General features: G+C 63.2%; 22 protein-coding genes. 10 read left to right on the forward strand and 12 right to left on the reverse strand.

Annotated features, from left to right (window positions below; translation table 11 throughout):
* Nucleotides 1-8: 8 nt before the first annotated feature.
* The 4 genes from ACN9MY_RS24605 (at nucleotide 9) to ACN9MY_RS24620 (ending at nucleotide 7,601) form a co-directional block, all read left to right on the forward strand.
* The gene (locus ACN9MY_RS24605) at nucleotides 9-3,155 is read left to right on the forward strand and encodes an efflux RND transporter permease subunit (protein WP_426163665.1); all 3,147 of its coding nucleotides are present in this window, start codon (nucleotides 9-11) and stop codon (nucleotides 3,153-3,155) included.
* On the forward strand, nucleotides 3,152-4,651 hold the full coding sequence (locus ACN9MY_RS24610) for an efflux transporter outer membrane subunit (RefSeq protein ID WP_426336275.1): 1,500 nt from the start codon (nucleotides 3,152-3,154) through the stop codon (nucleotides 4,649-4,651). The genes ACN9MY_RS24605 and ACN9MY_RS24610 overlap by 4 nt, the downstream gene beginning before the upstream one ends.
* Complete coding sequence (locus tag ACN9MY_RS24615; RefSeq protein WP_426163669.1) at nucleotides 4,651-5,724, forward strand: patatin-like phospholipase family protein; 1,074 nt, start codon at nucleotides 4,651-4,653, stop codon at nucleotides 5,722-5,724. The genes ACN9MY_RS24610 and ACN9MY_RS24615 overlap by 1 nt, the downstream gene beginning before the upstream one ends.
* Nucleotides 5,725-5,813: 89 nt before the next feature.
* A complete protein-coding gene (locus ACN9MY_RS24620) occupies nucleotides 5,814-7,601 on the forward strand; it encodes a methyl-accepting chemotaxis protein (protein ID WP_426163671.1) in 1,788 nt (595 codons plus the stop codon).
* 12 nt (nucleotides 7,602-7,613) lie between these two features.
* Here the strand turns inward: ACN9MY_RS24620 and ACN9MY_RS24625 are convergent, their stop codons facing one another.
* From ACN9MY_RS24625 to ACN9MY_RS24640, 4 genes are all read right to left on the reverse strand, one after another.
* The gene (locus tag ACN9MY_RS24625; RefSeq protein WP_426336276.1) at nucleotides 7,614-8,249 is read right to left on the reverse strand and encodes a hypothetical protein; all 636 of its coding nucleotides are present in this window, start codon (nucleotides 8,247-8,249) and stop codon (nucleotides 7,614-7,616) included.
* A gap of 191 nt (nucleotides 8,250-8,440) precedes the next feature.
* Entirely contained in the window at nucleotides 8,441-9,676 is a 1,236-nt protein-coding gene (hemW, locus tag ACN9MY_RS24630; RefSeq protein ID WP_426336277.1) for a radical SAM family heme chaperone HemW, read from the reverse strand.
* The gene (rdgB, locus tag ACN9MY_RS24635) at nucleotides 9,673-10,260 is read right to left on the reverse strand and encodes an RdgB/HAM1 family non-canonical purine NTP pyrophosphatase (RefSeq protein ID WP_426318951.1); all 588 of its coding nucleotides are present in this window, start codon (nucleotides 10,258-10,260) and stop codon (nucleotides 9,673-9,675) included. The genes hemW and rdgB overlap by 4 nt, the downstream gene beginning before the upstream one ends.
* A gap of 31 nt (nucleotides 10,261-10,291) precedes the next feature.
* Nucleotides 10,292-11,296 carry an NADP-dependent oxidoreductase gene (locus ACN9MY_RS24640; protein WP_426336278.1) on the reverse strand — a complete coding sequence of 335 codons (1,005 nt, stop codon included), beginning with the start codon at nucleotides 11,294-11,296 and terminating at the stop codon, nucleotides 10,292-10,294.
* 99 nt (nucleotides 11,297-11,395) lie between these two features.
* Here ACN9MY_RS24640 and ACN9MY_RS24645 point away from each other — a divergent pair, with 99 nt between their 5' ends.
* Nucleotides 11,396-12,277, forward strand: coding sequence for a LysR substrate-binding domain-containing protein (locus ACN9MY_RS24645; RefSeq protein ID WP_426336279.1), 882 nt, complete (start codon nucleotides 11,396-11,398; stop codon nucleotides 12,275-12,277).
* Nucleotides 12,278-12,336: 59 nt separating this feature from the next.
* On the opposite strand, the gene rph is transcribed toward ACN9MY_RS24645, so the two are convergent.
* From rph to ACN9MY_RS24660, 3 genes are read right to left on the reverse strand one after another with little or no spacing between them, the layout of a single operon-like run.
* Nucleotides 12,337-13,065, reverse strand: a complete 729-nt coding sequence (gene rph / locus ACN9MY_RS24650) for a ribonuclease PH (protein ID WP_426163683.1) — start codon at nucleotides 13,063-13,065, stop codon at nucleotides 12,337-12,339.
* Between the two features lie 7 nt (nucleotides 13,066-13,072).
* Nucleotides 13,073-14,005 (reverse strand): PP2C family protein-serine/threonine phosphatase, encoded by a 933-nt coding sequence (locus tag ACN9MY_RS24655; protein ID WP_426163685.1) that lies wholly within the window; start codon nucleotides 14,003-14,005, stop codon nucleotides 13,073-13,075.
* A gap of 12 nt (nucleotides 14,006-14,017) precedes the next feature.
* Nucleotides 14,018-15,004 (reverse strand): serine/threonine protein kinase, encoded by a 987-nt coding sequence (locus tag ACN9MY_RS24660; protein ID WP_426172292.1) that lies wholly within the window; start codon nucleotides 15,002-15,004, stop codon nucleotides 14,018-14,020.
* 97 nt (nucleotides 15,005-15,101) lie between these two features.
* On the opposite strand from ACN9MY_RS24660, the gene ACN9MY_RS24665 reads away from it, so the two are divergent.
* The gene (locus ACN9MY_RS24665; RefSeq protein ID WP_426163688.1) at nucleotides 15,102-15,992 is read left to right on the forward strand and encodes a YicC/YloC family endoribonuclease; all 891 of its coding nucleotides are present in this window, start codon (nucleotides 15,102-15,104) and stop codon (nucleotides 15,990-15,992) included.
* Between the two features lie 84 nt (nucleotides 15,993-16,076).
* Here the strand turns inward: ACN9MY_RS24665 and ACN9MY_RS24670 are convergent, their stop codons facing one another.
* Nucleotides 16,077-17,378, reverse strand: a complete 1,302-nt coding sequence (locus ACN9MY_RS24670; protein WP_426318954.1) for a M20/M25/M40 family metallo-hydrolase — start codon at nucleotides 17,376-17,378, stop codon at nucleotides 16,077-16,079.
* A gap of 51 nt (nucleotides 17,379-17,429) precedes the next feature.
* On the opposite strand from ACN9MY_RS24670, the gene ACN9MY_RS24675 reads away from it, so the two are divergent.
* Nucleotides 17,430-18,179, forward strand: coding sequence for a DUF72 domain-containing protein (locus ACN9MY_RS24675; protein WP_426318955.1), 750 nt, complete (start codon nucleotides 17,430-17,432; stop codon nucleotides 18,177-18,179).
* On the opposite strand, the gene ACN9MY_RS24680 is transcribed toward ACN9MY_RS24675, so the two are convergent.
* A complete protein-coding gene (locus ACN9MY_RS24680) occupies nucleotides 18,176-19,060 on the reverse strand; it encodes an alpha/beta fold hydrolase (protein ID WP_426163695.1) in 885 nt (294 codons plus the stop codon). The genes ACN9MY_RS24675 and ACN9MY_RS24680 overlap by 4 nt on opposite strands.
* Complete coding sequence (locus ACN9MY_RS24685) at nucleotides 19,057-19,638, reverse strand: TetR/AcrR family transcriptional regulator (RefSeq protein ID WP_426163697.1); 582 nt, start codon at nucleotides 19,636-19,638, stop codon at nucleotides 19,057-19,059. Before ACN9MY_RS24685 ends, ACN9MY_RS24680 begins: the two co-directional genes overlap by 4 nt.
* Nucleotides 19,639-19,760: 122 nt before the next feature.
* On the opposite strand from ACN9MY_RS24685, the gene gmk reads away from it, so the two are divergent.
* From gmk to ACN9MY_RS24700, 3 genes are read left to right on the forward strand one after another with little or no spacing between them, the layout of a single operon-like run.
* Nucleotides 19,761-20,402: a guanylate kinase gene (gene gmk, locus ACN9MY_RS24690; protein WP_426163700.1), complete on the forward strand. Its 642-nt coding sequence runs from the start codon at nucleotides 19,761-19,763 to the stop codon at nucleotides 20,400-20,402.
* Between the two features lie 40 nt (nucleotides 20,403-20,442).
* Nucleotides 20,443-20,646: a DNA-directed RNA polymerase subunit omega gene (rpoZ, locus tag ACN9MY_RS24695; RefSeq protein ID WP_005665923.1), complete on the forward strand. Its 204-nt coding sequence runs from the start codon at nucleotides 20,443-20,445 to the stop codon at nucleotides 20,644-20,646.
* A 24-nt stretch (nucleotides 20,647-20,670) separates the two neighbouring features.
* The gene (locus ACN9MY_RS24700) at nucleotides 20,671-22,950 is read left to right on the forward strand and encodes a RelA/SpoT family protein (protein WP_426163704.1); all 2,280 of its coding nucleotides are present in this window, start codon (nucleotides 20,671-20,673) and stop codon (nucleotides 22,948-22,950) included.
* Nucleotides 22,951-22,956: 6 nt separating this feature from the next.
* Here ACN9MY_RS24700 and ACN9MY_RS24705 read toward each other — a convergent pair whose 3' ends face one another.
* A complete protein-coding gene (locus ACN9MY_RS24705; RefSeq protein WP_426163706.1) occupies nucleotides 22,957-23,592 on the reverse strand; it encodes a transposase in 636 nt (211 codons plus the stop codon).
* A 110-nt stretch (nucleotides 23,593-23,702) separates the two neighbouring features.
* Nucleotides 23,703-24,926 carry an ABC transporter permease gene (locus tag ACN9MY_RS24710; RefSeq protein WP_426163708.1) on the reverse strand — a complete coding sequence of 408 codons (1,224 nt, stop codon included), beginning with the start codon at nucleotides 24,924-24,926 and terminating at the stop codon, nucleotides 23,703-23,705.
* Nucleotides 24,927-25,004: the final 78 nt, after the last annotated feature.

Here is a 25,004-nt window from a genome sequence, read left to right on the forward strand (position 1 = left end):
GCCGCCACATGGCAAAGTTCTTCATCGACCGCCCCGTATTTGCGTGGGTGATCGCCCTCTTCATCCTGCTGGGTGGAGCGCTGGCCATCACCACGTTGCCGGTGGCGCAATATCCCACCATCGCACCGCCATCGATCGTCGTCAGCGCCACCTATCCTGGCGCAACCGCACAGGTACTGGACGACTCCGTCACCTCCGTCATCGAACAGGAGATGAATGGCGCCGACGGCCTGCAATACGTCGAGTCGCAAAGCGATTCGAGCGGTTCGGTCAGCATTACCGTCACGTTCCAGCCGGGCACCAATCCGGACCTGGCAGCGGTGGACGTACAGAACCGCATCAAGCGGGTGGAATCGCGCCTGCCGCAAGCGGTGATCCAGCAAGGCGTGCAGGTCAACAAGGCGCGCTCCAACATCCTGATGTTCGTCGGCGCCTACTCGACCGACGGCAGCATGGACCCGACTGCGATCGGCGACTACCTGGCGCGCAACGTGCTCAACGAGATCAAGCGACTGCCGGGCGTGGGCCAGGCCCAGTTGTTCGGTACCGAGCGCTCGATGCGCATCTGGGTCGATCCCGACAAGCTGACCGGCTACAAGCTCAATATGAGCGACGTCACCACCGCGATCCGCCAGCAGAATGCCAACGTGGCCGGCGGCACGGTGGGCGATCTGCCCAACACCCGTGCCCAGGCCTGGTTCGCGCCGGTGGTGGTAACGGGCCAGCTGACGTCCATCGAGGAATTCGGCAAGATCGTGCTGCGCGCCAACCGCGACGGCTCCCTGGTGCGCCTGCGCGACGTGGCCCGCATGGAGCTGGGCGGCTCCAGCTACAGCATCAGCGCGCGCCTGAACGGCCAGCCTTTCGTTGCCATCGCCGTGCAGCAGTCGCTGACCGGCAATGCACTGGCCACCGCCACCATCGTGCGCGAGAAGATGGACGAGCTGCAGAAGTACTTCCCACCGGGCCTGAAGTACACCGTGCCTTACGACACCTCGCTGTTCGTCAAGATCTCAATCGAGGAAGTGGTCAAGACCCTGCTGGAAGCGGTCGCCCTGGTGTTCCTGGTGATGTACGTGTTCCTGCAGAACTTCCGCTACACCCTGATCCCGACCATCGTGGTGCCGGTGGCGCTGATGGGCACTTTCGCCGCCATGCAGGTGTTCGGCTTCTCGATCAACGTGCTGACCATGTTCGGCATGGTGCTGGCCATCGGCATCCTGGTGGACGATGCGATCGTGGTGGTGGAAAACGTCGAGCGCATCATGAGCGAGGAAGGCCTGTCGCCGCGCGAGGCGACGCGCAAGGCCATGTCGCAAATTACCGGCGCGATCATCGGCATCACGCTGGTGCTGATCGCCGTGTTCATCCCGATGGCCTTCTTCGGCGGCGCCGTGGGGGCGATCTACCGCCAGTTCTCGCTGTCGATGGTGTCGGCCATGGTGTTCTCCGCGCTGATGGCGCTGTCGCTGACGCCGGCCCTGTGCGCGACCATGCTGAAGCCGGTCGAGGCGGGCCACCATCATGCCAAGACCGGCATCTTCGGCTGGTTCAACCGCGGCTTTGCCGTCACCGCGACCCGTTACCAGGGCTGGGTGGCGAAGATCCTGACGCGCACCGGGCGCTTCCTCCTGGTCTTCGTGGCGCTGCTGGGCATCGTGGCCTGGCTGTACGTGCGCCTGCCCTCCTCCTTCCTGCCGAACGAGGACCAGGGCTATATCATCGCCAACGTCCAGTTGCCGCCGGGCGCCTCGCGCAACCGCGCCGAGGCCGTGCTGGCCGAAGTGGATGCCTACTTCCGCGCCCAGCCGGGCGTGGCGCGCACCATTGCAGTGGCGGGCTTCAGCTTCTCCGGCAACGGGCAGAACGCCGGCCTGGTGTTCGTGCCGCTGAAAGACTGGAAAGAACGCGGTCCCGACCAGTCGGCGGAAGCGATTGCCGGCCGCTCCTTCGGCGGCCTGGCGCATATCCAGGATGCGCAGGTGTTCGCACTGAGTCCGCCGCCGATCCGTGAGCTGGGGAACGCCACCGGCATCACGGCCCGCCTGCAAGACCGCGGCGGGCTTGGCCACGAAGCCTTGCTGGCGGCGCGCAACCAGCTGCTGGAGCTGGCGGGCAAGAGCAAGATCCTGACCGGCATGCGCCCGGAAGGACTGGAAGATGCGCCGCAACTGCAGGTCGACATCGACCGCGAGAAGGCCAACGCGCTGGGCGTGTCGTTCGCCGATATCACCGCCACGCTGGGCACGGCGTTCGGCTCGTCGTATGTGAACGACTTTGCCAGCAGCGGGCGCCAGCAGCGCGTGATCGTGCAAGCGGACCAGCAACGGCGCATGCAGCCGGAGGACATCCTGCGCCTCAACGTGCGCAGCAGCACTGGCACGATGGTGCCATTTGCCTCGTTCTCCAGCACCCGCTGGGTGACCGGCCCGATCCAGCTGGTACGCTACAACGGCTATCCTGCCTACCGCCTCAGCGCCGGCGCCGCACCGGGCCATTCCACCGGCGAGGCCATGGAGGAGCTGTTGCGCCTGGCCGAGCAACTGCCGCCGGGCTTCGGCATCGAATGGACCGGCCAGTCAGCCGAGGAACGCCTGTCCGGCTCGCAGGCGCCGGCGCTGTTTGCGCTGTCGATGCTGGCCGCCTTCCTGGTGCTGGCTGCGCTGTACGAATCGGAATCGATCCCGGTCGCCGTGCTGCTGGTGGTGCCGCTGGGCGTGCTCGGCGCCCTGCTCGGCGCGCATATCCGCAGCCTGCCGAACGACGTGTACTTCAAGGTGGGCCTGATTGCGATCATCGGCCTGTCCGCCAAGAACGCGATCCTGATCATCGAGTTTGCCAAGGACCTGCAGGCGCAGGGCAAGGGCCTGATCGAGGCGACACTGGAGGCAGTGCACCTGCGCTTCCGCCCGATCATCATGACCTCCCTGGCCTTCATCCTCGGCGTGCTGCCGCTGGTGATTGCCTCCGGCGCCGGTTCGGCTTCACAGCGCGCCATCGGTACCGGCGTGATGGGCGGCATGATCACTGCCACCGTGCTGGCGGTGTTCCTGGTGCCTGTGTTCTTTGTGGTCGTGCGCCGCATCTTCAAGGGCAGCGAACGCCAGCGCCGCCTTGCCGCGCATGAACTGGATCTTCCGGAGTCGAAGCAATGATGAAGCCCAACCCTTCCGCCCAACCGGCCTTCCGCGCGCTTGCCGCTGCCCTGCTGCTGGCTGGCGCCGTGTCCGGCTGCTCGATGGCCCCAACCTACCAGCGTCCAGCGGCACCGGTCGCTGACGCTTTCCCCGCCGTGCCGCCTGCTGCGGGCGCTGCCGGCGGCGAAGCGCCCACCGGCGCAACGCAAACCGCCGTCGAAACCGGCTGGCGCAGCTTTTTCCCTGATGGCCGCCTTCAGCAATTGATCGCGGCAGCCCTGGAGAACAACCGCGACCTGCGCATCGCCGCCCTGCGCATCGAAGAAGCGCGCGGGGCCTACCGCATCCAGCGCGCCGACCGCCTACCGACGCTGAACGCCACGCTCAGCGAATCGCGTGGCCGTACGCCCGGCTTCGCCAACGCCAGCGGCCAGCCCCAGATCGGCGAACGCTATGACGCCGGTCTCGGCATCTCCGCCTTCGAACTGGACTTCTTCGGGCGCGTCAAAAGCCTGAGCGATTCCGCTCTCGCCACCTACCTGGCCACCGAAGAAGCCAAACAGGCCGCCCAAATCAGCCTGGTCGCCGAAGTTGCCAAAGCCTACTACACCGAGCGCGCCTTCGCCCAACAGCAAGCGCTGGCCGAAAGCACCTACAACGCCCGCAAGCGCACCTTCGACCTGACGAAGCAGCGTGTGGAAGGCGGCGCTTCGTCGCGTCTCGACCTGCGCTCCAACGAGCAGCAGATGGAAACCGCGCGCGCCTCGGCCCTGGCCCTGACCCGCCAGCGTGCGCAAGCGGCCAACGCGCTGGCACTGCTGGTCGGTCGGGCACTGCCAGGCGGCAGTGGGCAAGGCAGTGCACAAGGCAGCGCGGCGCCGATGCCGGCCACGCTGGAGGCGATGAGCGACGCAGAGGCCGACGCCATGTCTAGCCTCACAGCGGGCTTGCCTTCCGACCTGCTCGCCAACCGCCCCGACATCCGCGCCGCCGAGCAGCGCCTGAAGGCCGCCAACGCCAACATTGGCGCCGCCCGCGCCGCCTTCTTTCCACGCATCTCGCTGACCACTTCGATCGGCAGCGCCAGCCGCGATTTCAGCGGCCTGTTCGACAGCGGCAGCAATACGTGGAGCTTCGCCCCGCAGCTGGTGCTGCCGATCTTCGACACCGGCCGCAACCTGGCCAACCTCGACGTCAGCCACGCCCGCAAGAATATCGCCGTCGCCGATTACGAGAAGACCATCCAGCAAGCCTTCCGCGAAGTCGCCGACGCCCTGGCCGCCCGCACCTACCTCGGCGAGCAGGTCGCTGCCCAGCGCGCGGTGCAGGACGCCCAGGCCGAACGCCTGCGTCTATTACAATTACGCTTTGAAAACGGGGTCGCCAGCTCGCTCGACGTGCTGGACGCCCAACGCGAATTGTTCACCGCGGAGCAGGCCCTGGTCCAGGCACGCCTGCTGCGCACAAGCAGCGCCATCGACTTGTACCGGGCGCTTGGAGGAGGCTTGAAGTAGTGGATTCACCGATCAGTATCCGGCTTGGCCAGCGCGCCCGCCAGCGCATCGAGCGCGAAGGCTTGCAGGCCGCCGACATCGCCATCATCCCCGCCGCCGCGGGCGGCCCAAAAGGCCTGATCCTGAACGGCATCGACCAGTGGATGTTCGGCGAATGGCTGAAACAGGCGCCGCGCCAGCGCCGCCTGATCGGCGCCTCGATCGGCGCCTGGCGCATGGCAGCCGGCGCCTTCCACGACCCGGTGGCCGCGCACAAGCGACTGGCCCACCACTACACCCACCAGACCTACCCGGACAAGGTAGATGCCGCCTATGTCAGCCGCGTCATCCGCAGCCTGCTCGATAGCGTGCTTGATGGCCGCGGCGGGGAAATGCTCACCAATCCCGACTACCTGCTGTCGGTGATCACGGTACGCGGCATCGGCCCGCTGGCCCGCACGCGCGGGGTCCGCTGGCGCGAAATGGCAGGCTTCCTGCGTGCTGCTGCCGGCAATGCGCTCTCACGCAGCCGCCTGGCCGGCGCGATGGAACGGGTGGTCTTCCACGATACCCGCGACGATGCAACCTGGCTGCGCGCCAGCTTCGACGCTTTCGCCTCGCATTACGTCGGCCTGTCGGAACAGAACCTGCGTTCCGCCCTGCTGGCCTCCGGCTCGATCCCGCTGGTTCTGCAGGCGGTCAGCGACATTCAAGGCGCACCGCCGGGCGACTATTGGGACGGCGGCCTGATCGACTACCACCTGCACCTGCCCTACCAGCGCGACCAGGGCCTGGTGCTGTACCCGCACTTCACCGACCACATCGTGCCGGGCTGGCTCGATAAATCGATGCCCTGGCGCCGCGCCCGCGATAGCGCGCTTGAGAATGTGATCCTGGTCTCGCCGTCGCCATCCTTCGTGGCGCGCCTGCCCAACCGCAAACTGCCCGACCGCACGGACTTCAAGCACTACGGCCAGGACCATGCCGCCCGTATCCGCGACTGGACCTACGCCATCGGCGAAAGCCAGCGCATGGCCGACGCGCTGGCGCAGTGGGCTGAGAAGCCCGACCTGCGTTTAGCCCAGCAGTTCTAATCCTCTGCTTCCTGTTGCAGCCTTGCAACGGGATATCTACCACGCAACTATTAGGTGCATACTAGTGCCCTAACCTACTGGAGGTTTGTATGCAATTCCTGTCCCAGCTCCGCATCGGGCCCCGCCTCGCGGCGGGCTTCGGCATCGTCCTGCTGCTGTCGGCCATCGGCACCAGCTATGCCCTGTACCACTCCAACGATACCGCCAACGCCACGCGTGCCATGATGGAGCGCCCGCTGGCCAAGGAGCGCATCGTATCGGACTGGTATGTGCTGATCTATTCGGCCATCGCGCGCACGCAACTGATCGCGCGCAGCAGCGATGCTGAACTGTCGACCACCTTCGCTACCGTGATTGCCGACAGCGCCAAGCGCGGCGCCGAGCTGCTGAAGTCCGTCGAAGGCCTGCTGGAGACGGACGAGGAACGCAAGATCTACCAGGACGCGGTCGCCATCCGCAACAAATACCAGGACGCGAAGAACCAGGTGATGAACGCCAAGAAGGCCGGCGATGCGGCAGAGGGAGAACGCCTGTACCGCGAAGTCTTCGAGCCTGCCGCCAAGGCCTACCAGGAAAAGGTCAATGAACTGCTGGCGCAGCAACGCAAGTCCATCGACGCCACGGCCGCCAGGATCAACGAAGCCAACGCCCGCAGCACTCGCCTGATGCTAACCCTCGGCATCTTGCTGCTGGCCTTTGGCGCCTGGGCCGCCTGGGTCATCTCGCGCAGCATCACCGTGCCGCTGAACTCCGCCCTCGGCATCGCCAACACCGTGGCCGAAGGTGACTTGACCACGCACTTCGAAGAGCAGACTGCACGCGATGAAATCGGCGACCTGATGAAAGCCCTGCGCGGCATGAACGACGCGCTGCGCCGCGTGGTGAGCCAGGTGCAGACCGGCACCACTGCCATCGCCACCGCCTCCAGCGAAATCGCCGAAGGCAACCTTGACCTCTCCTCGCGCACCGAACAGCAAGCCAGCTCGCTGGAAGAAACGGCGTCCTCGATGGAGGAATTGACCTCCACCGTGCGCCAGAATGCCGACAACGCCAACCAGGCCAACCAGCTGGCGCAGGCCGCTTCCGACGTCGCAGCACGCGGCGGCGAGATCGTCGGCCAGGTGGTGGAAACCATGGGCTCCATCGACGCCTCTTCGCGCAAGATTGTCGACATCATCGGCACTATCGACGGCATCGCCTTCCAGACCAATATCCTGGCGCTGAATGCCGCCGTGGAAGCGGCACGCGCCGGGGAGCAAGGCCGCGGCTTCGCGGTCGTCGCGTCCGAAGTCCGCAACCTGGCACAACGCTCAGCCGCTGCAGCCAAAGAAATCAAGGAGCTGATCGACAACTCCGTGGTGCAAGTGAATGCCGGCACCTCGCTGGTGCAGCAGGCCGGTACCACCATGGGCGAAGTGGTGACCAGCGTGCGCCGTGTGACCGACATCATGGGCGAGATCACCTCGGCCAGCCGCGAGCAAAGCGTCGGCATCGATGAAGTGAACCAGGCCATCGGCCAGATGGACCAGGTGACGCAGCAGAACGCCGCCCTGGTGGAAGAAGCCGCCGCCGCTGCCGCCAGCATGCAGGAACAGGCCGCCCAGCTCGCGCAAGTCGCCGCCTCCTTCCGCCTCGGAACGGAAGCAGTGGCGCGCTGGAGCGCCCAGCCCCGCCGTGTCGCAGGCGACAGCAGCGTTGTCGCGGTAGAAGCTGCGCCTGCAAAACGATTGGTGGCGCCGGATGCCCGCACCAAGCCGCGTGCCGCGGCGCGTGCGACGACTGACGACGCGGCGCCCGCGGATCGCAGCAGCGAGCGCCGCACGAAAACCGAACGGCGTGCCCCCGTCGCGAGCAATGACGAATGGGAAGAATTCTGAGCGGCGCCCCGTTCAGCCAGCCCTGCTAAATAGTCGCGAAAACAGACTGTTCTTGCGCGTAATACCGACTTCGCCTGATGCCGGGCTTGCCCTTTGCACCAGGCGGTCATCATAAGGCCAAAGGTCGTCGTGTGGCTTTCCGCACCTGACAAAGCAGCGATGCGTCACGAGTTCAACCCGCTCACCATGGGTCAGGCCGGACTCGTCATCATCATCGCTCGCCAGGTCTTTCTTGCCATCGACATTGAAATAGAAAGTATCGCCTACGACAAAATCACGGCGAAATTCCGTCCGCCATTGCGAGTTGCGCCCCCAACCATGTGATAAGTCCTGGTGGGGCCGATTGCTCCGCAAGTACGTCCAGTACAGTGTCGACGCATCCGCGATTCCCGCGACAAGCAACTGGGCTCCGGCAGAGACGCGGACACCAGCCCTGGAAACCATCATGTTCCCGAGCATGACACACGGCCATTCGAATTCCACGATGGCGACGGGACTGAATGGCGAGGCGGCCCGCTCGACCCGTACCACCTCATGGTAGAAGGGCGAAAATTGCTGCGGCTTGAGCACAGTCATGCCGAGTGCTTCAGCGAATGCAGCATACTCTTCGAGGGAAATCGGCACCTCCTCCCGCAGCAAGAAGCGCATACAAGGTCCACGATTCCTCAACCTCGATTGGTGGAACGGGATTGCCCTCGCGCTGCCCAAGCAATAGCAGCCACTCCCGCGCGTCGTTATGCTCGCTTAACCACGGTTCCAGTACCTCCGCAAAAACGGCATGCCCCTGGTAATTCGACAAGGCATGAAACAGCCGGTGGAAGGCATTCCAGGCATCCATCTCAAAGGAACATCTGCTGCAGGTCGTTGAGGAAGCGCTGGCCCAATTCGGTCGGCTTGATCAGCATGTGGTCGCGGTACAGCAGGCCTTTGGCTTCGGCCGCATTCAATTGCTTCTCGATGGTGTTCAACGCCACGCCGGTGCGTTCGGCGAACAGGTTCGGCTCGAAGCCGGCTTGCAGGCGCAGGGCGTTCAGCATGAACTCGAAGCCCATTTCGTCGCGCGACAGCTCGCGTTCTTCCTGCACCGGATTGCCGGCGGCTACGGCATCCATATACGACTTGGGCTGCTTGTAGCGCGCCTGGCGCAGCACGCGATGCGGGAAGGACAGCTTGGAGTGGGCGCCGGCGCCGATGCCGAGGTAGTCGCCGAACTGCCAGTAATTCAGGTTGTGGCGTGCCTGGTGGCCCGGCTGGGCGTAGGCCGACACTTCGTAGTGGCCATAGCCGTTCGCGGTGGTCAGCTCGGCGATCATGTCCTGCATGTCGGCGCTCAGGTCGTCGTCCGGCAGTTGCGGAGGATATTTGGCGAACAGCGTGTTCGGTTCCATCGTCAGGTGGTACAGCGAGAGGTGCGGCGGCTTGAAGCCGATTGCGGTCTCGATATCCTGCCGTGCCTGCTCCAGCGTCTGGGTCGGCAGGGCATACATCAGGTCCAGGTTGAAGTTGTCGAAGTTCGCCAGTGCGATTTCCACTGCGCGCTTTGCTTCGCCGTCATCGTGGATGCGGCCCAGCGCCTTCAGGTGTTCGCCGTTGAAGCTCTGGATGCCGATCGACAGCCGATTGACGCCGCTGTCGCGGTAGGAGCGGAATTTCTCCGCCTCGAAGGTGCCGGGATTGGCCTCCATCGTGATCTCGCAGGCGCCATCCAGCGGCAACAGGCTGCGCAGGTCCGACATCAGGCGGTCCATGCCGGCTGCGGACATCAGGCTCGGCGTGCCGCCGCCGATGAAGATGGTGTAAATCTTGCGGCCCCAGATCAGGGGCAGCGACATTTCCAGGTCGCGCCGCAGCGCATCCAGGTATTCCTTCTCGGGTACCTCGCCCTTCGCCTCGTGCGAATTGAAGTCGCAATAAGGGCACTTGCGCACGCACCACGGCCAGTGGATGTAGAGCGACAATGGCGGCAAGGCTTGCAGGTTCAGGGCGCCCGGGCGCAAATAGGTTGCAGCGACGCCGGCGGCGCTGTCGATGGTGCGGCTTGGTACGGCATTGCCGACCGGCTTAATCGGAATCATTTCTTCAGCTTCTCTACCAACGCACGCAGGGCCTGGCCGCGGTGGGACAGGCGGTTCTTCTCTTCCGGGGCCAGCTCGGCGACATGCTTGCCCAGCGACGGGATCAGGAAGTAAGGATCGTAGCCAAAGCCGCCTTCGCCGCGCGCTTCGGCCGAAATCACGCCCTCCCAACGGCCATCGGCGATCACGGGCTGCGGGTCGTCGGCATGGCGAACGAACACCAGCACACAGTAATAGTAGGCCGATTTGTCGGCATGTGCAGCCAGGTCGGCGATCAGCTTGTCGCTGTTGCGCGCATCGGACTTCGGTTCGCCGGCGTAGCGCGCCGAATATACGCCGGGCGCACCGCCCAGCGCATTGACGCACACGCCAGAATCGTCGGCCAGGGCCGGTAAGCCGGTCAGGCGAGACGCATGACGTGCCTTGGCCAGTGCATTTTCGACAAAAGTGTGGAAAGGCTCTTCCGCCTCCGGGACGTTGAATTCGCCTTGCGGATGAGCGGAAAGCCCGATGGTCGAGAGCAGCTCGTTGAATTCCTTGAGCTTGCCCTTGTTGTTCGATGCGAGAACGATGCGCTGTGTCATGAATGTCGGCTCTTTTAAGGGAGCCGACATTTTAAACCACTTGCAGCACCAGCTTGCCCTGGTTGGCGCCCGTGAACAGCTTGGCAAAAGTCTCGGGGAAGGTGTCCAGGCCCTGCACCACGTGCTCGCGGGTCTTCAGCGTGCCGGCCTGGATCCAGCCGCCCATGGTGGTGATGGCTTCCATGGCACGAGGATAGTAGTCGGCCACCATCACGCCGCGCATGGTGGCGCGCTTGACCAGCAACTGCAGGTAGTTCGACGGGCCGGACACCGCTTCGGTACTGTTGTACTGCGAGATCGCGCCGCAGATCACCACGTGGGCGCCGTGCGCCAGGTTGGCCAGTGCGGCGTCCAGGATGGCGCCGCCGACGTTGTCGAAGAAGACGTCGATGCCCTTCGGCGCATGCTGGCGCAATGCGGCCGCCACATCTTCCGACTTGTAATCGATAGCGGCGTCGAAGCCCAGTTCTTCGACCAGGTAGCGCACCTTGTCCGCGCCGCCGGCAATGCCGACCACGCGCGCACCTTTGATTCTGGCGATCTGGCCTACCAGGGCACCCACTGCACCAGCGGCGCCGGATACTACTACGGTATCGCCTTCCTTCGGCTGGCCCACGTCCAGCAGGCCGAAATAGGCGGTCAGCCCCGGCATGCCCAGCGCGCCCAGGAACAGCGGCAGCGGCGCCAGCGCCGGATTGACCTTGTTCAGGCCAACGCCGTTGTGGATTGCGTATTCCTGCACGCCCAGGAGGCCGCTCACATGCTCGCCCGCCGCAAAGCCGGGATTGCGCGATTCGACCACGCGGCCGACCGCGATGGCCCGCATGACCTCGCCCAGTGCCACTGGCGGCATATACGACTCGGTGGAGGCGTTCATCCAGCCGCGCATGGCCGGGTCGAGCGAAATGTGCGACACGTGGATCAGGACTTCTCCCTCTTCCAGCGCCCGCAGCGGCACGGTGACGAAGTCGAAATCGGAACGCTGGACGGCGCCGTTTGGGCGGCGGGCCAGCAGGAATTGACGGTTACTGGTCATGTTGCTTCCAAAAGAGTGTTGAATGCTGCCAGTGTACGGAGCCGAGGCTTGCTTGATAAGTCAACGATCAGGCATTACATTGTTGACCATGGAGGAACAATGAACCCGCAACGCCTTGCCATTTTCACCAACATCATCCAGGCCGGCACCATCAGTGCCGCCGCGCACAAGCTGGGCTGCGGCAAGTCCGTCGTCTCGCGCCAGCTCGCGCAACTCGAAAATGACCTTGGCGCGCGCCTGATCCAGCGCTCAACGCGCCAGCTCGCGCTGACGGAAGTGGGCCAGCTGGTGCTGGAGGAAGCCCGCCAGATCGAGCGCTCGCTGGACAAGATCGCTCACCTCGCCGACAGCTACCAGCAGCAGGTGCGGGGCCTGCTGCGCGTGTCCTGCTCCCTGGCCGGACGCCGCGTGCTGGTGCCCTTGCTGGCCGAATTTACCGCGCTGTACCCACAGGTGAAGGTGGCGCTGCAACTTGACGATGCGATGGTGGACCTGATTGCGCAGCAGGTCGACGTGGCGATCCGTACCTCGGCGCTGGTCGATTCGACGCTGGTGGCGCGCAAGCTGGCCGAGAGCGCCAACGTGGTGTGCGCCGCCCCGTCCTATCTGGCCAGGTGTGGTACGCCGTGTACGCCGCAGGAACTGCAGCAGCATGCCTGCCTGCTGTACGCGGTGGGCGCCCGTGTGTATGACGAATGGAATTTCGGCGAGGCGGGCATCTTCCGCGTCGACGGGCCGCTGCAGATGAATGACGGCGGCGCGCTGGTCACGGCTGCGGCTGGCGGCGCGGGCATTATCAAAGTGCCTTTGGCCATCGTCGCTGACGAACTGGCCAGCGGGCAGTTGGTGCGCATCCTGGAAGATGTGGTGCTGCCGCCGGGGCCTGCTACCTATGCGGTTTATCCGGCGCGGGAGTTTCTTCCGCTGAAGACTGCGGCGTTTGTGGAATTCTTGCGGGAGCGTATGGGCCAAAACCGGTAAACCTGGGTCAGGCCCAAGGGTCTGCCCCTGTTACGCGGCGGCCGCATGGCGGGTCTGCATTACAGGCCGAGCGCCTGCTTCTGCAGCTTGACCAGGTCGCGGATGCCGCCTTCTGCCAGGTCCAGCAGACGGTTCATCGCCGCACGGTCGAAGGCCGCGCCTTCTGCCGTGCCCTGCACTTCGACGAAGGCGCCGGCATCGGTCATGATCACGTTCATGTCGGTGTCGCAGTCCGAATCTTCCAGATAGTCCAGGTCCAGCACAGGAACGCCCTGGTACACGCCAACCGAAATCGCTGCGACGAAATGCTTGACCGGGATGGTTTCGATCATGCCCCGTGCCTTCAGCTTGGAGAAGGCGTCGTAGGCCGCCACCATCGCGCCGGTGATCGAAGCGGTGCGGGTGCCGCCATCGGCCTGGATCACGTCGCAGTCCAGTTGCAAGGTGCGTTCGCCAAACGCTTCCAGGTCAAAGGCAGCGCGCAGCGAACGGCCGATCAGGCGCTGGATCTCCTGGGTGCGGCCGCTTTGCTTGCCTTTTGCCGCCTCGCGGTCCATGCGTGAATGGGTGGAGCGCGGCAGCATGCCGTATTCCGCCGTCATCCAGCCCTGGCCCTTGCCCTTCAGGAAACCGGGCACGCGCTCTTCGATGCTGGCCGTGCAAATCACCTTGGTGTCGCCGCACTCGATCAGTACCGAACCTTCGGCGTGCTTGGTGTAGTCGCGGGTGATGCGGATATTGCGCAGCGCATCGACAGCGCGGCCGCTCGGGCGGTTCACAGTGGTCATGGAATTCCTATTTCAGTAACTGGGTAGATTTCTCGATGGCGCCGCGGATTTCCGCGATCGCCTTTTCAATTTCGTCATCGTCGAACACGTCGACTTCGGTCTTGGCGCCGTGGATGGTGGTGCTGACCACATCGTCCGGCAACTGCTCGGTCGAAATCACGGTCGAACCGCCGTGGGTGGTCGGCGTGCCATCGGCCACCAGCGCTCCCTGCCACATGATCGCCAGCGCCGTCACATTGTCGCTGGTATCGCCGGCACGGCGCAGCGCGGTGGCCAGCATGTCAGGCACCGCCCGCACCACGGTCTGGGTGGTCAGCATCTGCACCAGTTCTTCATCGGTGCACATCGACCACAGGCCATCGGAGCACAGCATCAGCGTATCGCCCGGCAGCAGGTTGGCGCGGCCGGAGATCTCGATGCGTGGCGCGCTGCCCGCGCCAAGGCAGGCATACAGCTTGTTGCGGTCCGGGTGGGTATTGCGTGCCGACGCCGGGATCAGGCCCTTCTCGATCATGTTCTCGACATGCGAGTGGTCGCGCGTGCGGCCGTGCACCTGGCCATTGCGCACCCAGTACAGGCGCGAATCGCCGCAATGCGCCCACACGGCGGTATTGTGCTGCACCAGGCAAGCCACAATGGTCGTGCGCGGCGACTCCGGCATGTTGTGGGTCATCGTGTAGGTGTGGATGTCGTTGTGCGCAGCCGCCAGCGCCTCTTCGAGGAAGCGCTCCGCCCCTTTCACGTAAGGCGTGGCCTGCTGCTGGAACATCTGGGAAATGGTGCGGGTGGCGATGGAGGCGGCGATTTCACCGCGGGCATGGCCTCCCATGCCGTCGGCCAGCACCAGCAACAGCGCGTCGCGCGTGAAGCTGTAGCCCATCCGGTCCTGATTGACCTTGCGCCCCCCGATATGCGTTTCCTGGTAAACGGCGAATTGCATGGCATGGGCTCCTTATTTCGGTGTGCGCGGGGCCGCGTGGCGGCCGAATCCGAGCTTGCCTGCCAGCTTGCCCAGCTTTTCCAATGCCCCCGGCGGAGGCGGCGGTTCTTTCGGTGCCGGCGCCTGCGCCAGCAGTTTTTGCAGTTCGAACAGGCTTTGCGGACGGGCCAGCGGATCGATGTCCAAAGTCCATCGTACCAGCTTCACCAGCTCCGGCGAATAGAGGATTTCCAGCTTCTGGAAATGCGGCTCCATCTTGTCTTCCTTGCGGCGCTGGTCTGCCGGCTGCGGCGGTTGGCCGAGCATGCAGGCAAACATCGAGGCGCCGATCGAATAGACGTCGGTCCACGGGCCCAGCGCCTCAGTCTTCGAATACAGCTCGGGCGGCGCGAAGCCGGGGGTGTACATCGGCATCAGCTTCGGGCTGTCGGTATTGACGGTCTGGCGCGCCGCGCCAAAGTCCAGCAGCATGGGCGTGCCGTCCGTGCGCAGGTAGATATTGGCCGGTTTCAGGTCCAGGTGCAGCAGCTTGTTGGTGTGCACCTCCCGCAAGCCTTTCAGCACCTGCGTGAAGATCTGGCGCACGAACGCCTCGCTGCAATTGCGGCCCTTGCTGCGCTGGCGCTGGATGTGGTCCTGCAGGGAATGGCCCGACTCGTAGGCCATTACCATATAGACAGTTTCGTTGGCACGGAAGAAATTCAACACCCTTACAACATTTGGATGCGAAATCTTTGCAAGTGCACGACCCTCTTCAAAAAAGCACTTCAGCCCGATCCTGAAGACCGGCAAGTTTGCTTTTGTAACCACAGGCACCATCTCGCCCTCTTGACGCAATGCAAGGCTGCTTGGTAAATATTCTTTAATTGCTACTGCATTACCTTCGGCGTCGTAGGCCAGGTACACAATACTGAACCCGCCTGACGCAATTTTCTTTACAATGCGGTATCCAGCAATTTCCAGACCATCCGGTAATGGAGCGTTGTTCTGAGCTGCCATAAGTTTCCTCGCTTCAACTAAACCGGATTGTGTGGGACAAAGCAATATATTGTAAAGACAAAGACAAAATCGGGGATATCCTTTGAGCATTTCCAGCATGACTGGCTACGCAGTGGCCACCAGCGAAAGCGCGGCGGGCACGCTGACAATTGAGATCAAGAGCGTCAATTCCCGCTTCCTTGACCTTCAATTCCGAATCAACGACGATCTCCGCGCGCTCGAACCCGATTTGCGATCTGCCATCATGGGCGCCATCACCCGCGGCAAAGTGGAGCTGCGACTGAGCTTCGGCCGCAAGGCAGTAGCAGCAGGCACCCAGGCCCTGAATGTAGCCCTGCTCAACGAACTGGCGCGCCTGCAAGGCGAAGTCAGCCAGCATTTCAGCGGCGCGACACAGATGAGTGTTGCTGAACTACTTCGCTGGCCAGGGGTTGTCGAAGAAGCACAAATCGGCCAGGAGTCGCTTCAGGCCGATGTTTCCGCCCTGATGACCCGGACCCTGGAAGCCTTTGTCCAGAGCCGCCAGCGCGAAGGCGCGGCGCTGGAAGCGATGCTGGTTTCGCGCATCGAAGCGATGGAAGCCATCGTTAAACGAATTACCCCACTAATTCCTCAGGTAGTTGCACAATTCCAACAAAAAGCCGTGGAGCGCATGCAAGAGGCGCTCGGTTTGGCCTGCCAGGGATCGAACACCGCCATGTCGCGCCAGGACGCGATGGAGCGCATCCGCCAGGAAGTGATCCTGTACGGCATCCGCATCGACGTGGCCGAAGAGCTGGGCCGCCTGTCGGCCCACCTGGGCGAAACCCGCCACATCCTGAAAAAAGGCGGCCAGGTCGGCAAGCGCCTGGATTTCATGATGCAGGAGCTGAACCGCGAAGCGAATACCCTCGGCGCCAAAGCCTCGGTCAAGGAACTGGCCGACGCCTCGATGGAGCTCAAGCTGCTGATCGAGCAGATGCGCGAACAGGTCCAGAACCTAGAATAAAGAAAGTCGGGGTCAGGTCTGGCAATCCGCCACATTTTTCGCTATGCGAAAAATGTGGCGGATTGCCAGACCTGACCCCGACTTTTATCTTGTGAGGCGGTACAGCAGTATCGCCGTCCGAATCGCTCCCTGCTCGATCGAGCGCACTTCCAGGTCTTCTCCCGGCGCGTGGGCGCCTTTGCCGGTGGCGCCGAGCCCATCCAGGCTGTCGACGTAGGGTGCGACGAATTGCACGTCGCCTGCGCCACGCAGGCCGGGTGGCAGCGCGGCGATCGGCCCCTGGCCGGCATCGGCGCTGGCTTTGGAATACATCTCCAGCACTTTCAGGTTGCCTTCGGTTGGCGCCATGGGTGGGTAGCCGTCTTCGAAGCGGATCTCGGCGCTGGTGCCGGGCAAACTCTGCGCGACGATTGCGCGCATGCGGGAGCGTGCCTGCTCGCCCTGTTCCGGCGTCAGGAAGCGCAGGTCGCCTTTCACGATCGCGCTATTGGCGATGACATTCGATTTGCCGAAAGCCGTGCCTTTGGCTGCGGCGCCGTCATAAGTGACTTCGGTTCCACCCAGGATCAGGCCGGGGTTGTAAGTCAGGTTCGGTTCCTTCAATTGCTGGCGGAAGGCGTCCAGGATGCGTGCCGTTTCGTACACGGCGCCATACCCGGCATTGGCGTTGAAGATGCCGGAAGAGTGGCCTTGCTTTCCCTTCACTTCCAGCCGCCAGGACGTCGAAGAGCGGCGGCCGATGGTGCCGGTGGCCTTGCCGTTTTCGTCGAGCACCGTCGCCTCAAACGCCAGCGCGACGTCGCTGCGCTTGGCCAGGTTGACCATGTCGCGCCGCGAGATTTCTTTCGGGTCTCCCGCGTTTTCTTCGTCGCCGGTGAACATCACGCTGATGGTGGTATTGTCCAGCGCGCCCGCCGCATGCAGCGCGCGCAGCGCTTCGATGATGATGACATCTCCGCCTTTCATGTCGTTGACACCCTGGCCAGTGGCCCGGTCGCCCTGGCGCTCCCATTTCTGCATCGGTGTATTCGCTTCAAACACCGTGTCAAGGTGGCCGATCATCAGCACTCGCTTGCCTTGCTTGCCTTCGCGCGTGGCGACCAGGTGGCCGGCGCGCTGCATCGCTTGCGGCATGTCGACCCACTGCGTCTTGAATCCCAGCTTGTCCAGTTCAGCCTGGAAGACCTTGCCGACTTCGCGCACGCCTTTGTGATTCATGGTGCCGCTGTTGATGTTGACCGTCTTTTCCAGCAGCGCCAGCGCCTTGCCCGAATTGGCCTTGACCAGGCCGACGATGCGTTCTTCTTCAGGTGACAGCGATTGCGCGGCGGCGCCTCCCATCAATCCGGCGGCGAGCAGCGAAACGAACAGGCGGGATATTCGCATTTCTGGCATCCTCCTTGAAGTGTGTTCGAAACTCTACTACGGAAAATCGAAATGAACATCCGCGTTGGCATCGGCGGCTGGGACTACGCTCCCTGGCGAGAAACCTTCTACCCTCCCGAGGTGCCGCTCAAGCGCGCGCTGGAATATGCAAGCAGCGTGCTGACCAGCATCGAGATCAACGGCACCTTCTACCGCAACGCCAAGCCGGAGCACTTTGCCGGCTGGGCCGAGCGCACGCCGGACGATTTCGTGTTTGCGGTGAAGGCTTCGCGCTACGCCACCAACCGCAAGGTGCTGGGCGAGGCGGGAGAGTCGATCGAGCGCTTCATGGATAGCGGCCTGGCCGAGCTGGGCGACAAACTGGGTCCCATCTTGTGGCAACTGGCCGCCACCAAGCGCTTCGATCCGGACGACCTGGAGGCTTTTTTCAAGCTGCTGCCCAAGAAGCTGGGCAAGCGCAAACTGCAGCATGTGCTGGATGCGCGGCATGACAGCTTCATGTGCCCTGAGTACCTGAAGCTGGCGCGCAAGCACAAGGTCGCAACGGTCATTACCGATTCGCCGAAGTACCCCAACTTCGCCGAAGTGACGGGCGACTTCGTCTACGCACGGCTGATGGATGCGCAAAGCGACATCACTACCGGCTACACCAAGCCCGCATTGAAGAAGTGGGCCGCACAGGCGCAGGAATGGGCCGAAGGCGGCAAGCGCGACGCCTTCGTCTACTTCATCAACGGCGCCAAAGAGCGCGCGCCGGCCGCCGCACAGGAATTATTGCGCGTGTTGGGCGCGAAGCGTTAACGTCCAAGGCCATCGAACCACTCCAGCGTGCGCGCCCACAAAGGCTCGGCGTGCTGGCGGAAGTAGCCCATGTGCCCCAGTTTGCCCAGCCCTGCGGCGGCCGGGTCGATATCCACGCCATGCCACGGCGCGTTGCGGTAGCCGGACATCAGCGCATCGCGCGACCGCGGCGGCGCCCACAAGTCGTCGGTAGCATTCAGCGCCAGGATCGGCGTGCGCACCTTGGCGAAACCGTCCGCAATTTCCGGCACTTTGGGGTCATCGAGGAAGTAGCGCGGGAATTTGCACCAGTGCTTCCACTGGCGATACACGCCCATCGGCAAATCCTCGCCCATGCCAAGCTTGCTCCAGGCCAGGCGCCCTTTCCAGCGCGTGACAATCGGGCCAACCACATGCCACATGGCCAGTACGCGCAAACGCTCCAGCCGCGGCATCCACCCATGCCAGCCGGCGCCGACACCGAACAGGTAGACGCCGGCGATCTTCTCATGGTTCGGCACCAGTCCCAGTGCGTGGCCGCCATAGGAATGCCCCACCATGTACAGCGGCGTGCTGTCGGAAGGCGCGAAGTATTCGATCACCGCGTTCAGGTCCAGCCGCGCCCAGTCGAGAAAGCTGGCCTCAAAGCCGCGCAGGGTTTTCGGCGCCGAACCGCCCACGCCGCGGTAGTCGAAAGTCAGCACGGTGTAGCCCTGCCCCGCCGCGAATTCGGCAAAGCGACGGTAGAAGCCTTGCGGCACGCCAGTGGCGCCGGCCACCAGCAGGCGAGCTTTCTCCGGGCCGCGGGCGCGATAGCACATGGCGGACAGCGGATAGCCGTCGACTGCGCGCAGTTCCAGTTTTTCCGCCAGGAGCAAGGCGGCGGCAGGCATATGGCTCATGTTTTTTTCTCCACTTTCAGCATTGGCATCAGAGCGTCCATGGTCTGCACCATCGGCGCGGTGTCGCCCGCCACGCGGGCTTGCAGCAGGCCGCCTTCGTAGGCGGCAAGGATCAGGGCGGCGATGCCCTCGGCACGGTGGCGTTCGTGGCCAGCCTGCACAAGGGCATCGGCCATGCGGCCACGCAGGTTGGCGAAGCCGGTTTTCAGCGCGTCGCGGATTTCGACGTCGTCCGCAGTGGACTCGAGCGCCACGGCGGCCAGCGGGCAGCCCAGTTCGAACTCGCTGTCGTCCAGGCCACGCAGCGCGCGCAGGATCCACGCTTGCAGCGCGGCCAGCACGTCGGGTTCGCGCTCCATGTAAGAGTCGAGCTTGTGGAGCAGGAAGCTGAAGGTGGCTTCGATGGCGGCCACGGCCAGTTGGTCTTTACCGCCGGGGAAATGGTGGTACATCACGCCTTTCGGCGCCTTGGCCGTGGCCAGGATCTCGCTCAGGCCTGCGCCGTGCAGGCCGCGATGCTGCAGCGTCGTGATCATGGCGTTGATCAGGCGCTCGCGGGTGGTCAGTTGGGTGTTCATGCGGTTTACTCTATAGACCGGTCGGTCCAGTGTCAAGAACTGCCTGCGCACCCGGTTTCAACTCTGCTTGCTCCTTGGTAAAATACCTCTTTGGGCGACAGCCCGGCTTTTGAGAATTGCAAATGAGCCAACATTTTTCCGGCAGCCTGTTCATGGTTGCTGCACCATCCGGCGCCGGTAAATCTACGCTGGTCAATGCCCTGCTGGCACAGGAACCGGCCATCAAGCTGTCGATCTCGACCACCACGCGCCAGCCGCGTCCGGGCGAGCAGCATGGCCGCGAGTACTTCTTCACCAGCGCCGAAGACTTCCGCAAGCGCGCTGCCGAAGGCGAGTTCCTGGAGTGGGCCGAAGTGCACGGCAATTACTACGGCACCTCGCGCATCTTCGTGGAAGAGCAAATGAAGGCCGGTACCGACATCCTGCTGGAGATCGATTGGCAGGGCGCGCGCCAGGTCAAGAAGCAGTTCCCGCAAGCGGCCGGCATCTTCATCCTGCCGCCATCGTTCGCGGCCCTGGAAGAACGCCTGCACAAACGCGGCCAGGATGAAGTCCACGTGATCAACCGCCGCCTGCTGGCGGCCGGCGGCGAAATCGCCCACGCGCCCGAGTTTGAGTATGTTATTATCAACGAAGAGTTCCCGGTCGCCTTGTCGGAGCTAAGCGCGATCGTCCGATCGGCCCGTTGCCGGTTTGCGCAACAAGCCGCCCGCAATGCCAGGTTGATGTCCGAACTGGGCATCCACGCCGACCACGCAGAATAATCACCGACGAATCAATACCGAATTTATCCAGGAGTTAAGCATGGCCCGTATCACTATTGAAGATTGCCTGAAGAATGTCCCTAACCGCTTCCAGCTGACCCTGGCAGCCACCTACCGCGCACGCCAGCTGCTGCAAGGCCACACCCCTAAGGTCGAAGCCAAGGACAAGCCAACCGTCGTCGCCCTGCGTGAAATCGCTGCAGGCAAAGTAGGCCTGGAAATGCTGAAAAAGGTCCCTATGTAAGCTGGGAACCTTCTTGTTCCCGATATGAACCTGACTTCCGCAGATCCCAACATCAGCGAACAGCCCGCACGGCGGGCACGGCGCCCGGCTAAGCAACAGCCGGGCGTTGACGTTTCTGCACCAACCGTTTCCACTTCTGCACTGGCGGCGCCTACCGTGGCCACTGGCGTCGCAACGATCACCCACCTGACCGAAAAGCTGTCCGAGTACATGGGCGAGGCCGACCTGAAAAAGGTCAAGGAAGCCTATCGCTTCTCGGACGAGATGCACCTGGGCCAGGTACGCAAGTCGGGGGAACCGTACATCTCGCACCCGATCGCGGTGGCCGAGATCTGCGCCGACTGGAAACTGGACGCGCAAGCCATCATGGCGGCGCTGCTGCACGATGTGATGGAAGACCAGGACGTCAAGAAGGACGAGCTGATCGAACGCTTTGGCGCGCCGGTGGCGCACCTGGTGGACGGCTTGTCCAAGCTGGAAAAAATCGAGTTCCAGAGCCAGATCGAAGCGCAGGCGGAAAACTTCCGCAAGATGCTGCTGGCCATGGCCTCGGACGTGCGCGTGATACTGATCAAGCTGGCCGACCGCCTGCACAATATGCGCACGCTGGAAGTGATGATCCCGGCCAAGAAGCGCCGCATCGCCGCCGAGACGATGGAAGTCTACGTGCCGATCGCGCACCGCCTTGGCCTGAACAACATCTACCGCGAACTGCAGGACCTGTCCTTCTCCCACCTGTACCCGGTGCGCTACCACGTGCTGGCCAAGGCCGTGAAAGCGGCACGCGGCAACCGGCGCGAAGTGGTGTCGAAGATCCTCGACGCGGTGAAGAACACGCTGTCCATGGCTGGCATCGAGGCCGAAGTCTATGGCCGCGAAAAGACCCTTTACGGCATCTACAAGAAGATGCGCTCCAAGCACCTGTCATTCTCGCAGGTGCTGGACGTGTACGGCTTCCGCGTGGTGGTCGACAGCTTCCCCAATTGCTATGTGGCGCTGGGCACCCTGCACTCGCTGTACAAGCCGATGCCGGGCAAGTTCAAGGACTATATCGCGATCCGCAAGCTGAACGGCTACCAGTCGCTGCACACCACCCTGATCGGCCCGTACGGCACGCCGGTGGAATTCCAGATCCGCACCCAGGAAATGCACCGCACCGCCGAATCGGGCGTGGCCGCGCACTGGCTGTACAAGAGCAACGACGCCAACATCTCGGACATGCAGCAGCGCACCCACGCCTGGCTGCAATCGCTGCTCGACATCCAGCAGCAGACCGGCGACTCGGCCGAATTCCTGGAGCACGTCAAGGTCGACCTGTTCCCCGATTCGGTCTATGTGTTCACGCCGAAGTCCAAGATCATCGCCCTGCCCCGCGGCGCTACGCCGATCGATTTCGCCTACTCGATCCACACCGGGATCGGCGACCACACGGTGTCGGTCAACATCAACGGCGAAGCCGCCCAGTTGCGCACCGAACTGCGCAACGGCGACATCGTCGAAATCGTTACCGACCCGAACTCCCGCCCAAGCCCGACCTGGCTGTCCTTCGTCCGCACCGGCAAGGCGCGCTCGGCGATCCGCCACCACCTGCGCACCATCAACCTGCCGGAATCGATCCGCCTCGGCCAGCAACTGCTGGCGCAGGCGCTGGATGCGATCAGCGTGCCGGGCGAGCTGCCGCCGCCGCTGATGGAACGCCTGCTGAACGAATCGTCGGCCAAGTCGATGGAAGAACTGTATGCCGACATCGGCATCGGCAAGCGCATGGCCGCGCTGGTGGCGCGCCACATCTTCGGCCTGCTGGGCGGAGAGTCGGCCAGCGCGCCGATCGAGCACACCAGCCCGAAAGAACTCGACCCGGTCACGATCTACGGCAGCGAAGGCGTGTCGGTGCAGCTTGCGCCATGCTGCCTGCCGATCCCGGGCGACCATATCGTCGGCCAGTTGCGCCGCGACCAGGGCCTGCAGGTGCACACCGGCGACTGCTCGGTGGCCAAGCGCTCGAAGCAGAAAGAGCCGGAGCGCTGGATCGCCGTCAAATGGGGCACCGAGATCAACCGCCGCTTCGACAGCCGCATCCGCCTGATCATCAACAATGAGAAGGGTATTTTGGCCCGGGTGGCCGCCGAAATCGGCGAAAGCGACGGCAACATCACCTTTGTCGGCATGGATGAAGACCGCGACCATGTGCTGCACCAGCTGCGCTTCACAATCCAGGTAAAAGACCGCGTCCACCTGGCAGCATTAATCCGCAACGTAAGAAAAGTGGCAGGCGTCAACCGCGTCACCCGCGAGCGCGCGTAGAAGGTGTCAGACCCTGCGGGTCTGACACCGGTTTACCGGTTTTAAAGCGGCATCCCCCAAAGTTGCAAACCGAATCCGCTCCAGGTCTTTTTCCGAAAATGGGGTATCAAAAAGCGCCCGATAAGCGCGCTGCCGCTCCAATGCATTCATCCCCAAGCCAAGATAAACCGAATGCTGGCACAGCAAATCATCCCTGACACCTTCTGCATTTGCCCGATAGCTCGACCACTTATAACCACCAGCAAACTCCACCATTCCAGCGCGAACTGGATTGAGTTCAATATAGCGCTGACACAAGAGCAAATATGCTTCGCTGTCGATTTGTGACGAGTGATATCGACCATCCCACATTGGACCTGTACCACCATGCCTGACGTGCCGCCAAAGTGCAGTGCGCTGCGCCAGCAACTTCATCATGTTCGCTTGCGCATTGCGTTCTCGCACTGTCACAAGTAAATGGAAATGGTTTGTCATCAACACATAGGCATGAACATCGCAGTGGGCTTTAAGACTATGTTCCTTGAGCAGGGAAAGGAAACCTCGCCGCTCGTCATCGTCATGAAAGCAACACTGGCCGTTGTTGCCACGCTGAACCAGATGGAGACAGGTGCCTGGTGGGTAATTGCGCAGTGGGCGGGGCATTTTCTCTCTCCTTTAAACCGGCAAACCGGTGTCTGACCCGCCGGGTCAGACACCGCCAGTTCAAAGGATAGCGATGTGGCGGGCGTGGGCTTTGTGCGGGCGCAATCAGCCTATTCGTAGCGCAGGGCTTCGATCGGGTCGAGCTTGGCGGCTTTGGCGGCGGGCAGCACGCCGAAGATCACGCCGACGCCGGCGGAGAACATCACCGACAACGCGACCGCCCACCAGGGCACGTATGCGCCGGGGAAGTCGGGAATCACGCTGGCGATCGCGTGGCCCAAGCCATAGCCGAGCAGGACGCCGATCGCGCCGCCCAGCATCGACAAGGTCACCGCTTCGATCAGGAACTGCATCAGGATGTCGCGGCTGCGCGCGCCGATTGCCTTGCAGATCCCGATCTCGCGCGTGCGTTCGCTGACCGACACCAGCATGATGTTCATGATCCCGATTCCGCCCACCAGCAGCGCGATGCCGACCACGCCGCCCATCACCAGCGTGACCGTGGTGGTCACCGTCTCAAAGCTCTTGAGGAACTGGTCGGAAGACTGGATCTCGAAATCGTCCTTCTGGTCCGCGTGCAGGCGATGCGCTTGCCGCATCACCGTGGCAATGCGCGCCTTGAGTTCTTCGGTGCGGCCAATGTCGCTGATCGACACCGTGATCGACATGCTCGGCTTGCGGGTGTTGCCGATGACGCTTTGACCGGTGCGGAACGGTACCAGCACCTGGTCGTCCTGCGACATGCCGAGGATTTCGCCCTTCTTCTCCAGCACCCCGACAATCTTGAACCACTCGCCCGAGAACTGGATGAACTCACCCAGCGGATTGTCGGGAAGGTGCAGCAGCTCGATCATCTTTTCGCCGATCACGCACACCCGCCTTGCGCTCGCATTATCGGACTCGCTGATGAAACGCCCCAGGCGGGGATAGCTGCCATTCACTTCCATGAAGGCCGCCGTCACGGCCAATTGCTGGCGGCTGGACGCAGTCTGGTTGCCGTAGCGGATTTCACTTCCGGGGAACATGAATGCCGGGCTCAATTCGCGGATGCCTTCCACGTGCCCGCGCAACTGTTCGACGTCTTCGAACTGCAGGTAATTGATCTTGCCCCGCATGACGTCCTTGAAGTCGTTCTTGGCATGCACCGTCAGCGCATTGCCGCCCAGGCCTTCGAACTGGCGCGTGATCGACTGCGACAAGCCCTGGATCAGCGAGATCACCGTAATCACCGACGCCACGCCGATGATGATGCCCAGCGAAGTCAGGAAGCTGCGCATGCGGTGCGCGCGGATGGCCGCCATCGCCGAGCGAAGCGCTTCGATAAAAATGTACATCGGCTAGCCTCCTGCCACGCACGCGCCCATCCTGCAGCCGCACGATGCGCTGGCATTGTTCCGCAATGTCAGGTTCGT

The organism is Pseudoduganella sp. R-31, from assembly GCF_049913235.1.
Classification (GTDB): Bacteria; Pseudomonadota; Gammaproteobacteria; order Burkholderiales; family Burkholderiaceae_D; genus Rugamonas.